This window comes from Streptomyces melanosporofaciens, assembly GCF_900105695.1.
GTDB lineage: Bacteria > Actinomycetota > Actinomycetes > Streptomycetales > Streptomycetaceae > Streptomyces > Streptomyces antimycoticus.
In genome coordinates this window covers 8,605,823-8,622,563 of record NZ_FNST01000002.1, presented here as the reverse complement: position 1 = coordinate 8,622,563, position 16,741 = coordinate 8,605,823, and the positions used below count along the sequence as shown (strand labels likewise).

The window sequence follows — 16,741 nt, the reverse complement described above, 5'->3', positions numbered from 1 at the left end:
GTCGACATGACAGCGGCAACCGTCACACGGCGCACGGTGTCCGTGGCGGCGCTGCTCGCCGCCGCCACGCTGCTCACCGCTGGATGCGGCGACGGGGAACCGCCACGCGAGGCGCGGTCGACGTCGGCCGCGCGGCACCCCGCCACCCGGTCCCCGAGCGGGCAGGCGACATCGGGGACCTTCAACTCCACCGATATCGGCTGGATCCAGCTGATGATCGCGATGGACGACCAGGCGACCCTCCTGCTGAACCTCGTCCCGGGCCACTCTTCCGACGCCGGGGTGGAGAAGTGGGCGAAACCGGTGGCCACCGCCTACCGCGGCGAACTCGTCCAGCTACGAGAACTACTCGCCCGCGCGGGCGTCCCCGACACCAACCCGCACCAGGGGCACGACATGCCCGGCATGGTGACCGAGGACGAACTGCGCATCCTCAAGGGCACCAAGGGCGCCGCCTTCGACGCGCTCTTCCTCGCGGCGATGCGCGAACACCTCGACCAGGCGTCGAAGATCGCCCACGCACAGCGCTCGGCAGGTGCCGATCCGGCCGCCGAGAAGCTGGCCATGAGCGTGGAGAAGACATCGCTCATCTGGCGCGCCCGTCTTCCCTAGGCGCCGTCCGCTTGCTGCTCCCGCCGTGGCCGGTCGCGGTTCAGGCGGGTGGCAGCGCGGCGGCGGCCGAGCCGGCGAGATCGGTGGCCAGTTCGCAGGGGCGGCCCTTGGCGCCCGCCCCCTTGATGACCAGGGCCACCCGCTCGGTCCCCTTCACCCGGTCCAAGCCGGTGTAGTCACGATGGACCACCTCGACGCGACAGCTCCCCCGGCCCTCGTTCTCCGGCAGAACGATGGCCTGGCGATGGCGATCTCCCAGCTTGGTCGACCGGGCGCTCTTGTCGCGCGGCAGGTCGCCCTGGTCGAAGCGCAAGTCCACCTCGTACTCGCTGGTGGTGCTCTTCCACTGGCAGTCCCAGCGGCCGAATCCGACGTCCGGCTCCCGGGCGTCGATTCCGGGCACCTTCTCCAGCGCCTTGACGTCGAGCAACGTACATGCGTCCAGGTGCGCCAGCGAATTGGCCGGGAAATCGGGGGAACGCCGGGGAATCTCACCGCGGTTGAGCACCTTGATCGCGAGTCCCGTGGCGCGATCGGCGGTTTCGCACAGCGGCTCCTTGACGTCGGCGGGCTGTCTCGCGGCCGCGGTGACTCGGAGGCTGTTGTCGCGAGCGCCGGTCACCGCCACGACCCGCTCGCACTGATCGCCCTCGGCGGCGCGCTCCACGACGGTCACCCGGCCCGTGGTCTTCCGTGTTACGCCCTCCGGCAGCGAATCGGCGTCGAGCTCCACCCTGACGTCCACGACCTCCTCGCTTCGGTCCTTCAGGACCACGTCGCAGCGGTTGAAATTGCCGAGATCACGGTCCAGTTGGGCCTCCCCGTACCGCTGGAACACACTGGTGTTCAGCAAGGCGCAGGGGTCGGCCGTGCGGGGTTCGCCGATGAAGCCCGCGCTGGTCGGCCTGGCCGGCGACGGGTCGGCTTTGTCCTCGGATTCGCCGCCCAGGCTCATCACGATGAACGGAACGGAGATGGCCAATGCCGTGACGGCGGCGGCGCCGGCCGTGAGTAACGGGCGGCGCCGGACGAGGGCGGCCGCGGTGGTCGTCGTACGGCGCCACTGTCCTCCCGCCGGGTCCTCGCTGTGCGCCATGGTGGCCGTATAGCGCGTGGTCGCCGGGGCCAGCGGGAGCGTCGGGAACTGCTCCGGCGGTCCCGCGATCTCCGTGAGGGCGCCGAGCGCCTCGGCGGCGGTGGGCCGGGCCCCGGGGTCGCGCTGGAGCATCGCGGTGAGCACCCCGCCGAGCGGCCCGACGCGGGGGCTGAGGGCCTCCATCCGGACCACCCGCCCGGCGCCGCGCAGTGGCGGAGTGCCCGTCACCAGCCAGTACATCGTGGCGCCGAGGGAGAACACGTCGGACGCGCGCTCGGGTGCGCCGCGGAACGCCTCGGGGGCGGCGAAGAACGGGGTCAGGCTGACCGGTCCGTTGGGCGTGATCGTCTCACTGCCGTCCACCCGGTACGCGGCGCCGAAGTCGGTCAGCTTGGCCACCCTGTCGTGGGTGATCACGATATTGCCGGGCTTGACGTCACAGTGCACGATGCCCTTGTCGTGCAGGGCCGCCAGCGCGCCCGCGATCTGCGCGCCGATATGCGCCGCGAGCTCCGGGGCCATCTTCACCGGGAGGTCCAGACTGCCGCCGGTCACATGCTCCATCACCAGCCAGAACGTGGTCTTCTTGCCCTTGCCCGCCCGGACGGCGTCGTAGAGGGTGACCACGTTCGGATGGCTGAACTTCGCCAGGGCGCGGGCCTCGGCCAGCAGCTCGTCGAAGTCTGCCTGGCTGTTGTCCTCGAGCAAGGCCCGCTTGAGGACGACGGACCGGCCCAGCTCCGTGTCGACGGCGAACCAGACCGCGCCCCGCCCTCCCTCGACGGGCCCCTCTGTGAGCCGGTACTTGCCCACTCGCTCCCCCCGCCGCACGACACACTCCCCCCATACGAGACCAGAACTCCAGCCGTTACGGACACGCAGATCGAACTTACTGCGTACACGTGGAGACACGTACCGTTTGCGGCGCTCGTGAGGACGACACGGGGCGCCGCGCGGGCCCGCGACGGACGGGACCTGGCCGGTTGAGAAGGGAATTCACCTACCACTCCAGAAATCTTCACCGTTGTGGAGGTTGCGGTGCCCGGAAGCGCAGGCGACGGGGGCAGACGCCTCTGCCATATGCCACCGGCCCACCGCTCGCACCGGAGTCGTCGCGGTGCCGGGCCTCCCGCCACGGGAAGACCCGGCACCGCGCCCCCGGTCCGGAAGTGGCTAGGAGTGGGTGACCTTGATGCTGGATATGTGGACCTCGCCGAAGTTGTCGCCGTCGCACGGGTCCGAGTTCTCGCAGTTGGCCTGCGTATAGGCCCCTGCCTTGAAGTAGTTGCTGTCGTCGTCGGAGGAGATCGTGGTCTCCCGCTCCCCGTTGTAATAGGCGACGATCTTCCCGTCCCGCGCCACGAACTTGGCCTCGAACTCGGTGCCCAGCTCGTAGTCGTCGGTGACGAGATGGTGGTGGGTGTCGTCGCCGTCGGTGATGTAGAGCTTGCTGCCTTCGAGACGGAAGACCGTGACGTCGTCGTCCCCGCCGTGGATCTGGGCACCGACGAGATGCGGCTTGTCGTTGGGGAGCGCGGTGAACGCCTCCTTGACCACGAGCGTGTGGGTGCCCTCGGTGGTCGACCAGCTCGCCTCGTCCTCCCCGCCGTCCGTCATCTCCCGCAGCTCGGCGCGCGGGTAGCTGGAGCCACCCGTCGTCACGCCGTCGACGGGGGAACGGAACTGGACCGCGTCGCAGTCCTCATCCGCCTGGAACCAGGGCTCGGCGGAGAAGGTGGCGAGATCGGGCTGGGTGATGTCGGTCGGGTCCTCGTCCTCGCCGGTGGGCAGGGTCAGCTTCCAGTTGCTGAGGTCGAGGACGTCGGCGGGGTACTCGCACTCGGCGGCCGTGCGGCCGTGGCGGGTGGCGATGTCGGCCTGCGCCGGGAGCGCGAGGGCGGCCGTCGACGCGGCCGCGGTGATGCCCGCGAGAACGACGATGCGCATGCGCCTCATGGGGATTCCTTCCGTTTCGGAGGACAGGCGGCTGCCATCCCCACAGATCATGGAGACGTCGTGATGCCACTTCGGTGCCCTGCTGAGTGCGGGCGGGCCCGTCCTGTGGATGGTCATGGTCGGCCGCCGCTTCCGGGACGGGTCCCGTAAGCGGGCACGGTGGCAGTCCGGCTCCGGTGCTACGACTCGGGCGCGGGATCGGGCCAGAGGTCGTCGTCCTCGATCAGGTCCAGGTCGGGCGGTACGAGCGTGGTGGACTCCACCAATCCCTTGAGCAGGTTGTGCAGCAGACCGTTGTCCGCGGGGCGGCCCTGCGACTTGTCGTGCATCAGCGGGTATCGGAAGCCGGTGTTGCGCAGACGGCGGCGTACGGCCTCGATCCGGTACTCGATCTTGCGCTCGTTCCAGCCCGCGCCCGGGCGGAGGTAGCTGAGCTGCTTGGCCGCCGTGGCGTACGTCAGAGGTCTCGGATCCTCCTCGTACAGCAGATACCGCTGACCGAGGACGACCAGCAGCAGCCGTTCGTCGTCGTCCAGCGCCCAGATCTCCGGCCGGAGGGTCTCGGCGCGCCGCCGCGACACCGGCCCCTGGTCGTCATGGCCCGCCACATACAGCTCGACCAGGTGCTCGCGGTAGCCGGAGCCCTTGACGAACAGCGGGGTGTAGCCGGTGTCGAGCGGGATCGGCTCGGTGCTGAGATGCATCATCGTGCCGCGCGGCAGCCGGACGAGCTGCCGTCCGGTGTTCCGCAGCCACCACTGCCCCTGGCGGTAGGTCAGCTCGCCGTGACGCCGGCTCACCCGGAGATCGTCCACGCCCACGCCCAGGTCCACGTCCGGCTTCTCGCCGCGCCCGAAGCAGACCGTCAGCCCCGGCCGGGGCGGGGCACTGAGGTCGCCGGTCACGGTGCGGGCGTGCAGAGTGCCGGGGGTGGTGGGCGCGACTCCGCGCGCGAGGCTGGCGGAGAGGGGCATCGGCGGTCTCCTCGGTTCGGGCGATTCTCGCCGCGTGCAGGGGCACCCACCAGGATCCACCCCCTCCGCCGGGACCCGTCCCAAAAGCGAGCCCGCGCAAGCGGGAGCATGCCCGGGCGGCGCTGCTCATCGGCCTTGGCAAGGGTATGAGTTGAGTGGCGTGTCCGGTCCGGGACGGGTCCCGAAACCCCGGACGGACGATGCCCGAACGACCCCGGCCTGGCCGACCACCGGCCACCGGACCGGCGGATCAGTGGACCCGCGGACCAGGAGGGCACGATGACCGGCTCACCGGATGAGGACAACTGGCTGGAACCGGACCCGGCTCAGCGCCCCGGCCAGATCACCGCGGCCGCCGTGCTCCTGGTCGTCTCGGCCTTCATCGGTACCACGATCGCCGTGAACGACCCGGAGCTGACGCAGTTCGTGTATCTGCTGCTCTTCGTCACCATCGGTGCGGCCATCCGCATCCGCAGGGGCGGACGCACGGCCTGTATCACGGCATCGGTGACGGCCGTGCTGTTCTTCCTCTATCTGGGTCCGCATGCGATACGAGGGCTGTCGGACCCGGGCGGGGTGTACCAGCCGGAGTACGCGGTGCGGGCCATCATCGCCATCGTCGCCTCCGGCACCGGCGTGGGCCTGCTCTACTCAGCGCCCAGCCGCGCGTACGTTCGCGCACGCCGCCATCAGACTGTCCGGTGACCCCTCGCCGCCCGGCACCGCCGGGCTCGGCCGGTCAGCGCTTGTGTTCGGAGGCGGAGGGCCGTGGCTCGGTGGGCGTGGCGGTCATGTCGAGCAGGAGCATGGCGTCGTGGTCCGGGGTGCCGGGTTCGGCCGTGTAGACGCCCATGCGGTGACCGGGAGTGCCTTCGAGGGCCATGCCCTGAAAGTCGAGGGTGATCTTGCCGACGTGGGGGTGCTGGAAGGTCTTGGCGGTGTGCTTGCGGCCGGTGACCTCGTAGCGCTCCCACAGGCCCGCGAAGTCGGAGCTCTTGAGGAGCAGTTCCCCGACGAGGGTGGTGAGGTCGGGGGCGTCGGGGTCGGTGCCGGCCAGGGCGCGCAGGCGGGCGACGCAGCCGCGGATCTGGTTCTCCCAGTCGGGGAAGACCTCGTGGGCGGCGGGGTGGAGGAAGAGGTAGCGGGCGAGGTTGCGCTGCTTGACGGGCCAGTCGGTGATGCCGGCGTAGAGGGCGAGGCCCCGGGGTTGTGGGCGAGGATGTCCATACTGCGGCTGAGGATGTACGCGGGGCTCGGGCGCACCGTCTCCAGCAGCAGCTTCAGGTGGGGGCGCACGGTACGGCTGGGGGCCGGGGCGGGCTTGGGCGCGTAGCGGGCGGCGCGGACGGCCAGGTCGCGCAGGTGCTGGTGCTCGGCGTCGTCGAGCCGCAGGGCACGCCCGAGGGCATCGACCACGGCGGGGCTGGGGCGGGTTTCCTTGCCGCGCTCCAGGCGGGTGTAGTAGTCGATGCTGACCCCGGCGAGGGTGGCCAGCTCCTCGCGCCGCAGGCCGGGGGTACGGCGGATCCCGGGCCCCGGGGTGAGGCCGGCGGCCTGGGGACTGGTCTGGGTGCGGCGGGCGCGCAGGAAGCGCCCCAGTTCCTCGCCGCCGCTGTGCTGCTCGGGTGCCATAGGTCCAGTCTCTCCCCGGCTCCGCCGGAACACGCCCGGTGAGGGGGGCCCTGTCACACCCCCGCCGGCCGCTCCCCCGCACACCTCGGCCTGCCTGACGCGGGCGCGAGGCGGCAGGCTCGATGGTGTCGCGCCGGCCGGCCTCCCGGGCCCGGAGAACGGCCGAGCGGCCCGGCGCCGCCACTGGCGGCTCCCCTCCACCATCCCGCCCACACATCGAGGAGCTGCGCCCATGCGCGCCACCCTGCTGTACGCGGCCGACGACGTACGCGTCGAGGACGTCGCCGACCCGAAGATCCAGAACCCCACCGACGCGGTCGTGCGGATCGTGCTGTCCTGCATCTGCGGCAGCGACCTGTGGCCCTTCAAGTCGCTGCCGCACACCGACACCCCACGCCAGATGGGCCATGAGTTCCTGGGTGTCGTCGAGGAGACCGGCTCCGAGGTGCGCGGGCTTGTCCCCGGTGACGTGGTGGTGGCCCCGTTCATGTGGGCCGACAACACCTGTGCGTACTGCCGCGACGGTTTGCAGACCTCCTGTGTGCACGGCGGGCAATGGGGCGTGAACGGTGTCGACGGCGGCCAGGGGCAGATCGCGCGCGTCCCGTACGCCGACGGCACGCTGGTGAGGCTGCCGGTAGGCGAGGACTCCGAGCTGCTGCCGGATCTGCTGACCCTGTCCGACATCCTGTGCACCGGCTACCACGCGGCCCGTACCGCCGGTGTCGAGCGCGGCGACAGCGTCACCGTCGTCGGCGACGGCGCCGTGGGCCTGGCGGCCGTGATCGCCGCCAAGCTGCAGGGCGCCGAGCGGATCATCCTGATGGGCCGGCACACCGGGCGCACCGATCTGGGCCGTGACTTCGGCGCCACCGATGTGGTGGTCGAGCGCGGCGAGGAGGGCATCGCCCGGGTGCGTGATCTGACCGGCGGCGAGGGCACCCGTAAGGTCCTGGAATGCGTGGGCCTGAGGGACGCGCTGGTGCAGAGCTTCGGCGTGGTCCGCGACGGCGGCACGATCAGCCGGGTCGGCGCACCGCAGTACAGCGATGTCGCGTTCGGGTTCGGCGACTTCATGCGCAACATCACCCTCACCGGCGGCGTCGCCCCGGCCCGCGCCTATATCGAGGAGCTGATGCCGCACATCCTCGACGGCTCCATCCGGCCGGGCCGTGTCTTCGACCGCACGCTGGGCCTGGAGGACATCGCCGACGGCTACCGCGCGATGAACGACCGCGAGGCCCTGAAGGTCCTCATCCGCCCGTGAACCGGCGCCGAATCGACCACACCTATCGGGAGAAGTGACCACCGATGAAGTACATCGACCTGGGTGACCTGGAGGTTTCCCGTATCGGTCTGGGTGCGATGGGCATGTCCCATGGCCTCACCGGCGCCGGAACGGACGACGCGGAGTCCATCCGCACCGTCCACCGGGCGCTGGAGCTGGGTGTCACCCTCATCGACACCGCGGAGATCTACGGCCCCTACATCAACGAGGAACTCCTCGGCCAGGCCCTGAAGGGCCGACGCGATCAGGTGGTGCTGGCCACCAAGTTCGGCATGATCGCCCACTCCGGGGCGGGGCCGTGGAACCTCGACTCCAGCCCCGCCAACATCCGCACCGCCGTGGAAGGGTCGCTGAAACGGCTGGGCACCGACCACATCGACCTGTACTACCAGCACCGCGTCGACCCGGGCACCCCCATCGAGGAGACCGTCGGAGCCGTCGCGGAACTGGTCGCCGAGGGCAAGGTGCGGCATATCGGCCTGTCCGAGGCCGGGCCGGACACGATCCGCCGCGCCCACGCCGTCCACCCCATCACCGCGGTGCAGTCCGAGTACTCGCTGTGGACCCGCGGACTGGAGGAGCGCGTCCTGCCGGTGCTGCGTGAGCTGGGTATCGGCCTGGTCCCGTTCTCACCGCTGGGACACGGCTTCCTCACCGGCACCGTCCGCGACGAGGCCGACTTCGAGGAAGGCGACTTCCGGCGTGGCAACCCGCGCTTCACCGGCGAGAACTTCCAGCGCAATCTGCGTCTCGCGGACGAGGTCCAGGCCATCGCCGCCGAGGCGGGCGCCACACCGGCCCAGGTCGCCCTCGCCTGGCTGCTCGCCCAGGGCGATGACATCGCGCCCATCCCCGGCACCAAGCGCGCGGCCCGCGTGGAGGAGAACACCGCCGCCGACCGCCTCCAGCTCAGCGCGGAGGTCCTGGCCAGGCTCTCCAGTCTGCCCCCTGCCGTCGGCGACACCCACACCGAGGCCGGGATGCGGATGCTGGAACGCTGAGCCCCCCACCGGGGCGGCTACCGGTGCGTGACGAGTCAGTGCCGTGCCATCTCGGGGGTACTCACGAGGGCACGCTCGCTCCGAGGCGCTGGGCCATCGCCCGTGCCCCATCGAGGACCAACTCGACGTAGCGCTCCTTCTCGGCGTCGCCCCACCGCGGGGTGGGCACCGAGATGCTCATGGCCGCCACGCAGTTGCCGAGCCGGTCGTACACCGGCGCGGCGACACAGGCCGCGTGGTCATTGGACTCGCAGTACTCCTCGGTCCAGCCGCGCTCGCGGGCCTCTTCGACCTCGGCCAGCAGCCGTTTCCGCGTGGAGATGCTGTTCGATGTCATCTGCTGCAGCGCCTTGTCGTTCGGGAACAGCTCATCGAGCTCCCGGGCCGGCAGGGCGCTCAGCAGCGCCTTTCCGCCCGCGGTGCAGGATGCGAGCAGCCGGCTGCCCACCTGTGACACCAGCCGGACCGAGTATTTGCTGTCGATGCGCACGATGAACACCGCGAATCTGCCGTCCCGTACCACCACCTGGACCGTTTCGCCGCAGGCCCGGGCCACCTCGCCGGCACACTCCCGGCCCACGGTGGCGAGGTCGAGCCCGCGCTCGTATCCGGCGCCGAGCCGCAGGGCGTTGAGCCCTATGGCGACGCGTCCGGTCTCCTTGGAGACGGTCACATAGCCTCGGTCGGCCAGTGTGTTGACGAGTTCGTGCGTGGTGGCACGGGGCAGGCCGAGGTGCTGGGTGATCTCCGGAACCCGCAGCCCCTCATCCTGGTCGACGAGCAGTTCCAGGATGTCCAGGCCCCGGCGCAGAGCCGGAGCGGTGAGTCGCGCCACGATGTCCTCCCAGCACACCAACCAACAGACGACGTCCAAAATATCAGACGTCAAGGTCCGCGCGACAAGGCGGCCGGTCAGTCGTTCGCGGCTGCGTCCGCGTGCCGTACCGACTCGGGCCCGGGATCGGACTCGGGCAGCGGCTCGGTGTTGCGGGCGCGGAGGCCGTCGAGGGAGATACGGAGCAGGCGGCGCCACTGGCCGGGGTGGCTGTCGTCGGTCGCCTGGACGATCTGGCTCAGGGATGTGCTGAGCAGGACCAGGTCGGCGGTGGTGACACCGGCGCGCAGGAGACCCGCGTTCAGGCAGCGGGTGCGCAGCTCGTCGATGAAGGCGTCGCGGTACTGGGCACACGCGCGCGAGGGGGCGCCGGTGGCGGCGTAGCTCTCGACCATGGCGCGGTTGCGGGCCTGATGGGTCAGGGTCTGCTCGAAGAAGCCGGTCAGGGCCTGCCAGGGGTCTTCGGTCGCCTCCGCCGCCTGGTGGGCGGCGGTGAGCCAGCAGGTGAACTCCCGCTCCAGGACGGTGGCGAGCAGGTCGTCCTTGGTCGGGAAGTGGCGGTAGAGCGTGCCCATGCCGACGCCGCTGCGCCGGGCGATCTCCCGGACGTCGACCGTGCCGCCCCGCTCGGCGAAGACCACCCCGGCCGCCTCGATGATCGCGGCGCGGTTGCGCTCGGCGTCCGCGCGGCGGGCGCGTTTGGCCGGGGGCTGCGTGGGCGTGGACTGGTCGGCGCTGGTCACGGCATTCAGAGTACAAGCGGCCTTTGCGGAGCACTCGCTCCGGTTGTGTTACCTTCAAGAGGAGCACTCGCTCCGGTTTGCTGGCGCGCAAGGCCCCGGCCTCCGCACGCCTGCTCCCGCCCGAGCCCGGCTCCCGGACAGAACCGCCGGCGGACCATCGGTCCGCCAGATGAGGAGACCTCCTTCCATGGCAACACTTGGCTTCATCGGCAGCGGTCGGATCGGCACGAAGGTCGCCCGGCTCGCGATCGCGGCGGGTATCGACGTCGTCCTGTCCAATTCCCGCGGGCCCGAGACCCTGACCGAGACGGTCGCGGAACTCGGGGAGCGCGCCCGGGCCGCGACGCCCGAGGAGGCGGCCCGAGCGGGCGACTGGGTGGTGGTGAGCATCCCGCTCACCCCCTACCAGCAGCTTCCGGCGGCCGCGCTGGCGGGCAAGGTCGTGCTCGACACGATCAACTACTACCCGTTCCGCGACGGGGACTTCGAGGTGCTCGACTCGGGCGAGACCACCACGAGCGAACTCATTCAAAAGCACCTGACCGGCGCGAAGCTCGTCAAGGCGTTCAACAACATCAACGACGCGCACATCCCGGCGCTCGCCCGCCCCACGGGAGCCGCCGACCGCTCCGCCCTGCCGATCGCCGGCGACGACCCGGAGGCGAAGGCGAGCGCCGCCGCCCTCATCGACCAACTGGGCTTCGACACCGTCGACGCGGGTCCCCTGGCCGAGAGCTGGCGCTTCGAGCCGGAGACCCCCGCCTACGTGGCGCCCTACTACGCCGACAAGGACGCGCTGAAGGACTTCGTGGCCACGATGAGCGAGGAGATCAGGTCCGGCCACCCGCTGCAGACCATGCCTCCCGAGGACCCGGGCACCCCGCTGTCCGCGCACCAACTGCGCGCCCTGCTGGCCGAGACGCCCCGCGTCCTGCCCGCCGACCGCGCGGTGCGCTGAGCCCGGCGGCGCTGACGGTACGTCGCACGGCGGCAACCGCACGGACCGGTCGGCTCCGAGGTGCCGCGGGGTGCCCGGCGGATCTCTCCCCTCCCCGCCCCTTCCCGACACCAGGGGGGCTCCGCCCCTGGGCCCCCGGGCCTGGGGCGGGCTCGGACGCGGAGGGAAGCGGCCCGCCCGCCCGCGCACCTGGCCGGGGGTCTCGCCCCCGGGCCCCGGAGGCCAGGGCAGAACCCCGCCACGCGGCGGAGCCGCACGGCGATGCCGCGGGACGAGGCGGGGAAGCGGGCAGCCTGCCCGCGCCCGGTACCGGGGGCCGCGCCCCTGAACCCCCGCAGCCCTGCCAAGCGGCGGAGCCGCATATCGATGCCGCGGGACGAGGCGGGGAGGCAGGCAGCTGTACGCCTTTGCCTGCTGCCAGGGGCTCCGGGGGCCGGGGCGGAGTCCCGGTTTCGGGAAGGGGCGGGGAGGGGAGCAGCCCGCCGCAGGCGGTCCTGGAGCCGACCGGCCTGGGCGCTCCGGCCATCCGCCCAGGCGGCCCTCGTCAGTTGACGTCGAGGGCGATCCGGCCCAGTTCGCCGAGGTCGGCGATCAGGCGGTCCCCGGCGCTGATCGCCGTCGGGGCGCACAGGGTGCCGCTCAGGACGATGTCCCCGGCTTCCAGACGCCGTCCGCCGCGCAGCAGGTGGCGGGCCAGCCACGCGACCGCCTCGGCGGGGTCGCCCATGACGGCGGCCGCGCTCCCCGGCACCGTCCGGGAGCCGATCGACAGCGTGGCGGTGATCTTCGCCAGGTCCGCTGAGGCCGGTGGGGTAACCAGGGACCCCAGCAGCGCGCGGGCGGAGTTGGTGTTGTCGGCGACGAGCATGGGGAGTGTCCGCGCGCCGCCGCGCCACCTGCTGTCGACGATCTCGAAGGCCGGTGCGACGGCGGCGGTGGCGTTGCGGACGTCCTGCGCGGTGACCTGCGGGCCGGGCAGCGGCTCGCCCAGGATGAACGCGATCTCCACCTCTGCCATGGGCGTGAACAGCCCGGCCGTGGCGAGGGGTTCGCCGTCCTCCAGCAGCCGGTGGGCGAGCAGGTGGCCGGCGGCGGGCTCGGCGGCGCCGAAGGTGTCCCGCACGGGCTGTGCCGTGAGGCCGACCTTGTAGCCGATCACCCGACCACCGGCCGCCACCGCCAGATCGCGGGTCGCGCTCTCGACGGCATAGGCCATGTCGAGGTCATCGAGCTGATCGGCCGCGGTGGCGTCGACCGCGGTGGCGTCGTCCGCGGTGGCTGCGTTGGCGGCCTGCCACAGCCGTCGGCCCAGCTCCGCGATCAGGTCTTTCTTCATCGATCTCTCCCTACGAGCCCTATGAGCCCTACGAGCCCTACGAGCGCTGGTGACCAGGGATGATCACAGCACGGCCGGTGGCGCCCTGCGACAGCGCGGCGTACGCCTCGTTGATCGCCGACAGTTCGTATTGTTCCCCGAGCAGCTTGTCGAGGGGCAGGCGGCCGGTCTTGAACAGTTCGACGAGCTTGGGGATGTCGACCGGTGTGTTGGCCGAGCCGTAGAGACTGCCGATCAGCCGCTTCTCCTGCTGCACCAAGGGGTTGATGGGCACGGCCGCGGTGGCGCCCACCTTGCCGAGGCCGAGGGCGACGGCGGTCCCGCCGGTGCCCACGACCTCGACCGCCTGGGCGAGTGTCCGGGGCGTGCCGACCGCGTCCAGCGACCAGGCCATCGGCTTGGGCGAGATCCTGGTGAGTTCCTCGGCGAGGCTGTGCGTACGGGCGTTGACCGCATGGGTGGCGCCCAGCTCGAGTGCCTTCTCCAGCTTGGCGTCCACCGTGTCGACCGCGACGATCGGATCGGCGCCGACGAGGCGCAGTCCCATGACCGCACTGAGCCCGACGCCGCCGGCGCCGATGACCACGACGCCCTCTCCGGTGGCGTCCTTCATGACGTTCAGCGCCGCGCCGGCCCCGGTCACCACGGCGCATCCGGCGACCGCCGCGATCTCCGGCGGGATGTCCGGGTCGATCGCGAGGACCGACCGTTCCGAGACGACGCATTGCTCGGCGAAGCAGGAGACCCCCATGAGGTGGTGGACCTTCTCGCCGTTCAGATTCAGCCGCTGCGTCCCGTCGAGCAGGCCGTTGGAGGCCGCCTGCACCCGGCCGAGCGGGCACAGGGCGGGACGGCCGGTCGTACAGAACTCGCAGTCGCCGCAGCGCGGACGCCACAAGGTGATGACGGTGTCGCCCGGGCGGACCCGGGTCACCCCCTCGCCCACCCGCTCCACGATGCCGGTCCCCTCGTGCCCGAGCACCGCGGGCAGGCGGACGTTGAGGTCGCCCTTCATGTAGTGCAGATCGCTGTGGCATACGCCGGCGGCGAGCACGCGCAGGGTGACCTCGCCCGGTCCGGGGTCGTCGAGGTCGACGTCCTCGACGGTCAACGGCGCACCGGGCCGGTGCAGTACTGCTGCCTTCATTGAGCCACGCCTCACTGTGTACGGATCACCGTGTACGAAACTTCAGACGTTGTCTTACAGGTTGTCTAGCGGGTTGAGTATGTGAGCCCGTCTCAGCCGCCGTCAAGCACGTTGACGAGGACGCCGACACATGCAACCGTGTCTTGAGATTGAGATCATGTCTCATATTTAAGACGATTAAGGGAGCGTGCTCGATGACCGATGCGACAAACGCGCAGGCCCTGGCGCATAAACTCGACACCGCCGCAGGCGCGTTCGAGCAGTGGAGCCGCCTCCAGCCGGCCGACCGTGCCCCGTTTCTCGAAGCCATCGCCTCCGCGCTCGAAGAGGCCGCGCCGAAGCTCGTGGCCATCGCGGACGAGGAGACGTCCCTCGGGCAGACCCGGCTGGAGAACGAAATGGTCCGCACGGTCTTCCAGCTGCGGCTCTTCGCCGAAGTGGTGACGCGGGGGGAGTATCTCGGGGCCACGATCGACCGCGCCGACCCCGCGTGGCCGATGGGCCCGCGGCCCGATCTGCGCCGGGTGCTCGAACCACTCGGTCCCGTGGTCGTCTTCGCCGCGAGCAACTTCCCGTTCGCGTTCAGCGTGGCGGGCGGGGACACCGCCTCCGCGCTCGCCGCGGGCTGCCCGGTCGTGGTCAAGGCCCACTCCGGCCACCCCAGGCTCTCGGCCGCCACGGCGGAGGTCGCGCACCACGCACTGCGGTCCGCGGGCGCACCCGAGGGGCTCTTCGACGTGATCTTCGGTACGGAGGCAGGCCGGGCCGCCATCGTGGACCCGCGGGTGAAGGCGGGCGCGTTCACCGGATCGATCGAGGCGGGCCGAGCGCTTTTCGACCTCGCCACGGGCCGTCCGGAGCCCATACCGTTCTTCGGTGAACTCGGCAGCGTCAACCCGGTGTTCGTGACGGAGGCCGCCGCCGAGCGGCGCGGGCCCGAGATCGTCTCGGAGTTCGTCGGCTCGTTCACCCTCGGCGCCGGACAGTTCTGCACCAAGCCCGGCATCCTGCTGGTCCCGGCCTCGGCCGAGCTGGTGGACCGGCTTCCCGGCGCGGTTCCGGGCCATGCGTTGACGTTGCTCAACGAGCGCATCCGGACCTCCTATGCGAGTTCGGTACGGGAGTTGCGCGACACGGCCGGGGTGCGCGTCGTGGTGAGTGGCGACCACGCCGCCACCGATCCGTCGCCGACGGTGCTGTGCACCACCTCGGCCGAACTGCTCGCCGACCCCGAGGCGCTCATCCGGGAGGTGTTCGGACCGGCCGCGCTGGTCGTCGAGTACACGGAGGAGAGCGAACTGCTCGACGTGGCCAAGGTCATCGACGGACAGCTGACCGCGTCCATCCAGGGCGAGGACGACGATGCCATCGCGGCGGAGTTGATCAGGCTCCTGGCCGCCAAGGCCGGGCGTGTGCTCTGGAACCAGTGGCCCACCGGCGTATCGGTCACCTATGCCCAGCAGCACGGCGGCCCCTACCCGGCCACCACCGCGCCGGGTACGACCTCGGTGGGGACCGAGGCCATCTCCCGGTTCCTGCGGCCGGTCGCCTATCAGGGCGTGCCACAGCATCTGCTGCCCCCGGCCCTGCGCGACGCGAACCCACTGGGGGTTCCCCAGCGGGCCTCCTGAGGCCGGACCGCCGCGCACGCGGGAAAGGGGCCGTGCGCACGGGAAAGGGCCCGCTTCCCGCGGCGGGCCCTTTCCCGTCCCCGGACCGCTCGACGAACGCGGCCACTCACGGCATGCGGGGGGTCAGGCCGCTCACGGCCTGCGGAGATGATGCCGCGCGATGGCTTCGCTCGCGTTCAGGCCGAGCAGTTGCAGGCTCCGGGCGTACTCCTCGCGCAGGATCGTGACGGCGCGCTCCACGCCCCGCTCGCCACCGGCCATCAGGCCGTACAGATAGGCACGGCCGATCATGACCGCGTCCGCCCCGAGCGCCCGCGCGGCGAGGATGTCCTGACCGTGTGTGACACCGCTGTCGAGGATCACGGTGGCGTCAGGGCCGAGCTCCTCGCGTATCTCGGGCAGCACTGTGAGGGTGGCCGGCGTGCGGTCGAGCTGCCGCCCGCCGTGGTTGGACACGATCACACCGTCCGCGCCCGCCTCGACGACCCGGCGCGCGTCGTGTGGGCTGAGGATCCCCTTGACCAGCAACCGGTGCGGCCAGTGGGCGCGCAGCCATGCCAGGTGCTCGTAGCTCAGCGTCGGTTCGAAGACGACGTCGGCGACCCGTACGGCGTCGATCGTGTCGCCGGTCACGCCACTCACGCCACTCATGCCGCTCTTGCCGCTCTTGCCGCTCATACCGCTCAGCGAGGCGAAGGTGATCGGGGCCGTGGTCAGCTTGTTCAGCGACCAGGACGGGTAGCGGGCCATCCCGAACAGCGTCCGCAGGGTGAGCGAGGGCGGAATGGTGAGTCCGTTGCGCATGTCCTTGGGGTGCCGGCCCGCCACCGGCGTGTCGACGGTGAGGACCACGGTGGTGAACCCGGCCGCGAGCGCGCGGTCGAGAAGCTCCGTGTTGAGGCGCTCGTTCCGGGTCAGGTAGAGCTGGAACCAGTGTTCGCCGCCGGGAGCCGCCGCGGCGACGTCCTCGACGGTCGAGGTGCCCACGGTGGACAGGGTGTAGGGCAGGCCGTGGCGGGCGGCCACGCGCGCGACCGCCGCCTCGCCCTCGTGGTGCATCATCCGGGTGTAACCGGTCGGCGCGAAGATCAGCGGCATCGCGATCTCCCGGCCGAACAGCCGCGTGGACAAGTCCGGATGGTCGACCGGCGACAGGTACTCCGGTACGAGTTCGACCGCCGCGAACGCCGCCCTGTTGCGCCGCGCGGTCAGCTCCGCGTCGGCCGCGCCGTCGACGTAGTCGAACACCGCACGGGGAGTCGTGCGCACCGCCACCGCGCGGAGATCGCGGATGGTCAGTGCGGCCCCGAGCCGCCGCTCGACCGGGTTGAGGGTCGGCCGGCGCAGTCGCAGAACCTCCCGGAGCTCGGTCCATCGGGGTCGCTGCCGCGCCACACGAGGCCGCTCGGGGGCTGCGGATGCCGCTTGGGGCTGGGTGCCGGTCACTGTCATGCCTCTCGATGTGCGGGTGTCGAAGGCCGTTCGACGAACGACGAGATATCAGACGCTGTCTGAGAAATCGGAGTCTCGCT

General features: G+C 71.1%; 14 protein-coding genes and 1 pseudogene. 6 read left to right on the top strand and 9 right to left on the bottom strand.

Features of this window, described 5'->3' with window-relative positions; translation table 11 throughout:
• Window positions 1-6 precede the first annotated feature (6 nt).
• Window positions 7-612 carry a DUF305 domain-containing protein gene (locus BLV72_RS39465; RefSeq protein ID WP_093468448.1) on the top strand — a complete coding sequence of 202 codons (606 nt, stop codon included), beginning with the start codon at window positions 7-9 and terminating at the stop codon, window positions 610-612.
• Between the two features lie 40 nt (window positions 613-652).
• Here BLV72_RS39465 and BLV72_RS39460 read toward each other — a convergent pair whose 3' ends face one another.
• The 3 genes from BLV72_RS39460 to BLV72_RS39450 form a co-directional block, all read right to left on the bottom strand.
• Entirely contained in the window at window positions 653-2,539 is a 1,887-nt protein-coding gene (locus BLV72_RS39460) for a serine/threonine-protein kinase (RefSeq protein WP_093468446.1), read from the bottom strand.
• Between the two features lie 342 nt (window positions 2,540-2,881).
• A complete protein-coding gene (locus BLV72_RS39455; protein WP_093468444.1) occupies window positions 2,882-3,664 on the bottom strand; it encodes a polysaccharide lyase family 7 protein in 783 nt (260 codons plus the stop codon).
• Between the two features lie 179 nt (window positions 3,665-3,843).
• Window positions 3,844-4,638, bottom strand: a complete 795-nt coding sequence (locus BLV72_RS39450; protein ID WP_093468442.1) for an FHA domain-containing protein — start codon at window positions 4,636-4,638, stop codon at window positions 3,844-3,846.
• 279 nt (window positions 4,639-4,917) lie between these two features.
• Here BLV72_RS39450 and BLV72_RS39445 point away from each other — a divergent pair, with 279 nt between their 5' ends.
• Window positions 4,918-5,343, top strand: coding sequence for a hypothetical protein (locus BLV72_RS39445; protein WP_093468441.1), 426 nt, complete (start codon window positions 4,918-4,920; stop codon window positions 5,341-5,343).
• A gap of 34 nt (window positions 5,344-5,377) precedes the next feature.
• Here BLV72_RS39445 and BLV72_RS39440 read toward each other — a convergent pair.
• Window positions 5,378-6,270 (bottom strand): annotated as a pseudogene (locus tag BLV72_RS39440) (helix-turn-helix transcriptional regulator).
• Window positions 6,271-6,502: 232 nt separating this feature from the next.
• Here BLV72_RS39440 and BLV72_RS39435 point away from each other — a divergent pair.
• Window positions 6,503-7,537, top strand: a complete 1,035-nt coding sequence (locus BLV72_RS39435) for a zinc-binding dehydrogenase (RefSeq protein ID WP_093468439.1) — start codon at window positions 6,503-6,505, stop codon at window positions 7,535-7,537.
• A gap of 44 nt (window positions 7,538-7,581) precedes the next feature.
• The gene (locus BLV72_RS39430) at window positions 7,582-8,559 is read left to right on the top strand and encodes an aldo/keto reductase (RefSeq protein WP_093468437.1); all 978 of its coding nucleotides are present in this window, start codon (window positions 7,582-7,584) and stop codon (window positions 8,557-8,559) included.
• A 61-nt stretch (window positions 8,560-8,620) separates the two neighbouring features.
• Here the strand turns inward: BLV72_RS39430 and BLV72_RS39425 are convergent, their stop codons facing one another.
• Complete coding sequence (locus BLV72_RS39425; RefSeq protein ID WP_208905882.1) at window positions 8,621-9,394, bottom strand: IclR family transcriptional regulator; 774 nt, start codon at window positions 9,392-9,394, stop codon at window positions 8,621-8,623.
• A 77-nt stretch (window positions 9,395-9,471) separates the two neighbouring features.
• Window positions 9,472-10,137 (bottom strand): TetR/AcrR family transcriptional regulator, encoded by a 666-nt coding sequence (locus BLV72_RS39420; RefSeq protein WP_093468435.1) that lies wholly within the window; start codon window positions 10,135-10,137, stop codon window positions 9,472-9,474.
• A 187-nt stretch (window positions 10,138-10,324) separates the two neighbouring features.
• Between BLV72_RS39420 and BLV72_RS39415 the strand changes: the two genes are divergently transcribed.
• On the top strand, window positions 10,325-11,095 hold the full coding sequence (locus BLV72_RS39415; protein WP_093468433.1) for an NADPH-dependent F420 reductase: 771 nt from the start codon (window positions 10,325-10,327) through the stop codon (window positions 11,093-11,095).
• Between the two features lie 544 nt (window positions 11,096-11,639).
• Here BLV72_RS39415 and BLV72_RS39410 read toward each other — a convergent pair.
• The gene (locus BLV72_RS39410; protein ID WP_093468431.1) at window positions 11,640-12,431 is read right to left on the bottom strand and encodes a 2-keto-4-pentenoate hydratase; all 792 of its coding nucleotides are present in this window, start codon (window positions 12,429-12,431) and stop codon (window positions 11,640-11,642) included.
• 37 nt (window positions 12,432-12,468) lie between these two features.
• A complete protein-coding gene (locus tag BLV72_RS39405) occupies window positions 12,469-13,578 on the bottom strand; it encodes an alcohol dehydrogenase catalytic domain-containing protein (RefSeq protein WP_093468429.1) in 1,110 nt (369 codons plus the stop codon).
• Between the two features lie 194 nt (window positions 13,579-13,772).
• Here BLV72_RS39405 and BLV72_RS39400 point away from each other — a divergent pair, with 194 nt between their 5' ends.
• Window positions 13,773-15,209 (top strand): aldehyde dehydrogenase (NADP(+)), encoded by a 1,437-nt coding sequence (locus tag BLV72_RS39400; RefSeq protein WP_093468427.1) that lies wholly within the window; start codon window positions 13,773-13,775, stop codon window positions 15,207-15,209.
• Between the two features lie 132 nt (window positions 15,210-15,341).
• Here the strand turns inward: BLV72_RS39400 and BLV72_RS39395 are convergent, their stop codons facing one another.
• Window positions 15,342-16,661: an alpha-hydroxy-acid oxidizing protein gene (locus BLV72_RS39395; protein WP_093468425.1), complete on the bottom strand. Its 1,320-nt coding sequence runs from the start codon at window positions 16,659-16,661 to the stop codon at window positions 15,342-15,344.
• Between the last annotated feature and the right edge of the window lie 80 nt (window positions 16,662-16,741).

What these genes read in the sequence shown, in the direction of transcription:
- BLV72_RS39465 (WP_093468448.1), top strand. Translation starts at nt 7, where the DNA reads ATGACAGCGGCAACCGTCACACGGCGCACGGTGTCCGTGGCGGCGCTG.
- BLV72_RS39455 (WP_093468444.1), bottom strand. Translation starts at nt 3,664, where the DNA reads ATGAGGCGCATGCGCATCGTCGTTCTCGCGGGCATCACCGCGGCCGCG.
- BLV72_RS39450 (WP_093468442.1), bottom strand. Translation starts at nt 4,638, where the DNA reads ATGCCCCTCTCCGCCAGCCTCGCGCGCGGAGTCGCGCCCACCACCCCC.
- BLV72_RS39445 (WP_093468441.1), top strand. Translation starts at nt 4,918, where the DNA reads ATGACCGGCTCACCGGATGAGGACAACTGGCTGGAACCGGACCCGGCT.
- BLV72_RS39435 (WP_093468439.1), top strand. Translation starts at nt 6,503, where the DNA reads ATGCGCGCCACCCTGCTGTACGCGGCCGACGACGTACGCGTCGAGGAC.
- BLV72_RS39430 (WP_093468437.1), top strand. Translation starts at nt 7,582, where the DNA reads ATGAAGTACATCGACCTGGGTGACCTGGAGGTTTCCCGTATCGGTCTG.
- BLV72_RS39415 (WP_093468433.1), top strand. Translation starts at nt 10,325, where the DNA reads ATGGCAACACTTGGCTTCATCGGCAGCGGTCGGATCGGCACGAAGGTC.
- BLV72_RS39410 (WP_093468431.1), bottom strand. Translation starts at nt 12,431, where the DNA reads ATGAAGAAAGACCTGATCGCGGAGCTGGGCCGACGGCTGTGGCAGGCC.
- BLV72_RS39405 (WP_093468429.1), bottom strand. Translation starts at nt 13,578, where the DNA reads ATGAAGGCAGCAGTACTGCACCGGCCCGGTGCGCCGTTGACCGTCGAG.
- BLV72_RS39400 (WP_093468427.1), top strand. Translation starts at nt 13,773, where the DNA reads ATGACCGATGCGACAAACGCGCAGGCCCTGGCGCATAAACTCGACACC.
- BLV72_RS39395 (WP_093468425.1), bottom strand. Translation starts at nt 16,661, where the DNA reads ATGACAGTGACCGGCACCCAGCCCCAAGCGGCATCCGCAGCCCCCGAG.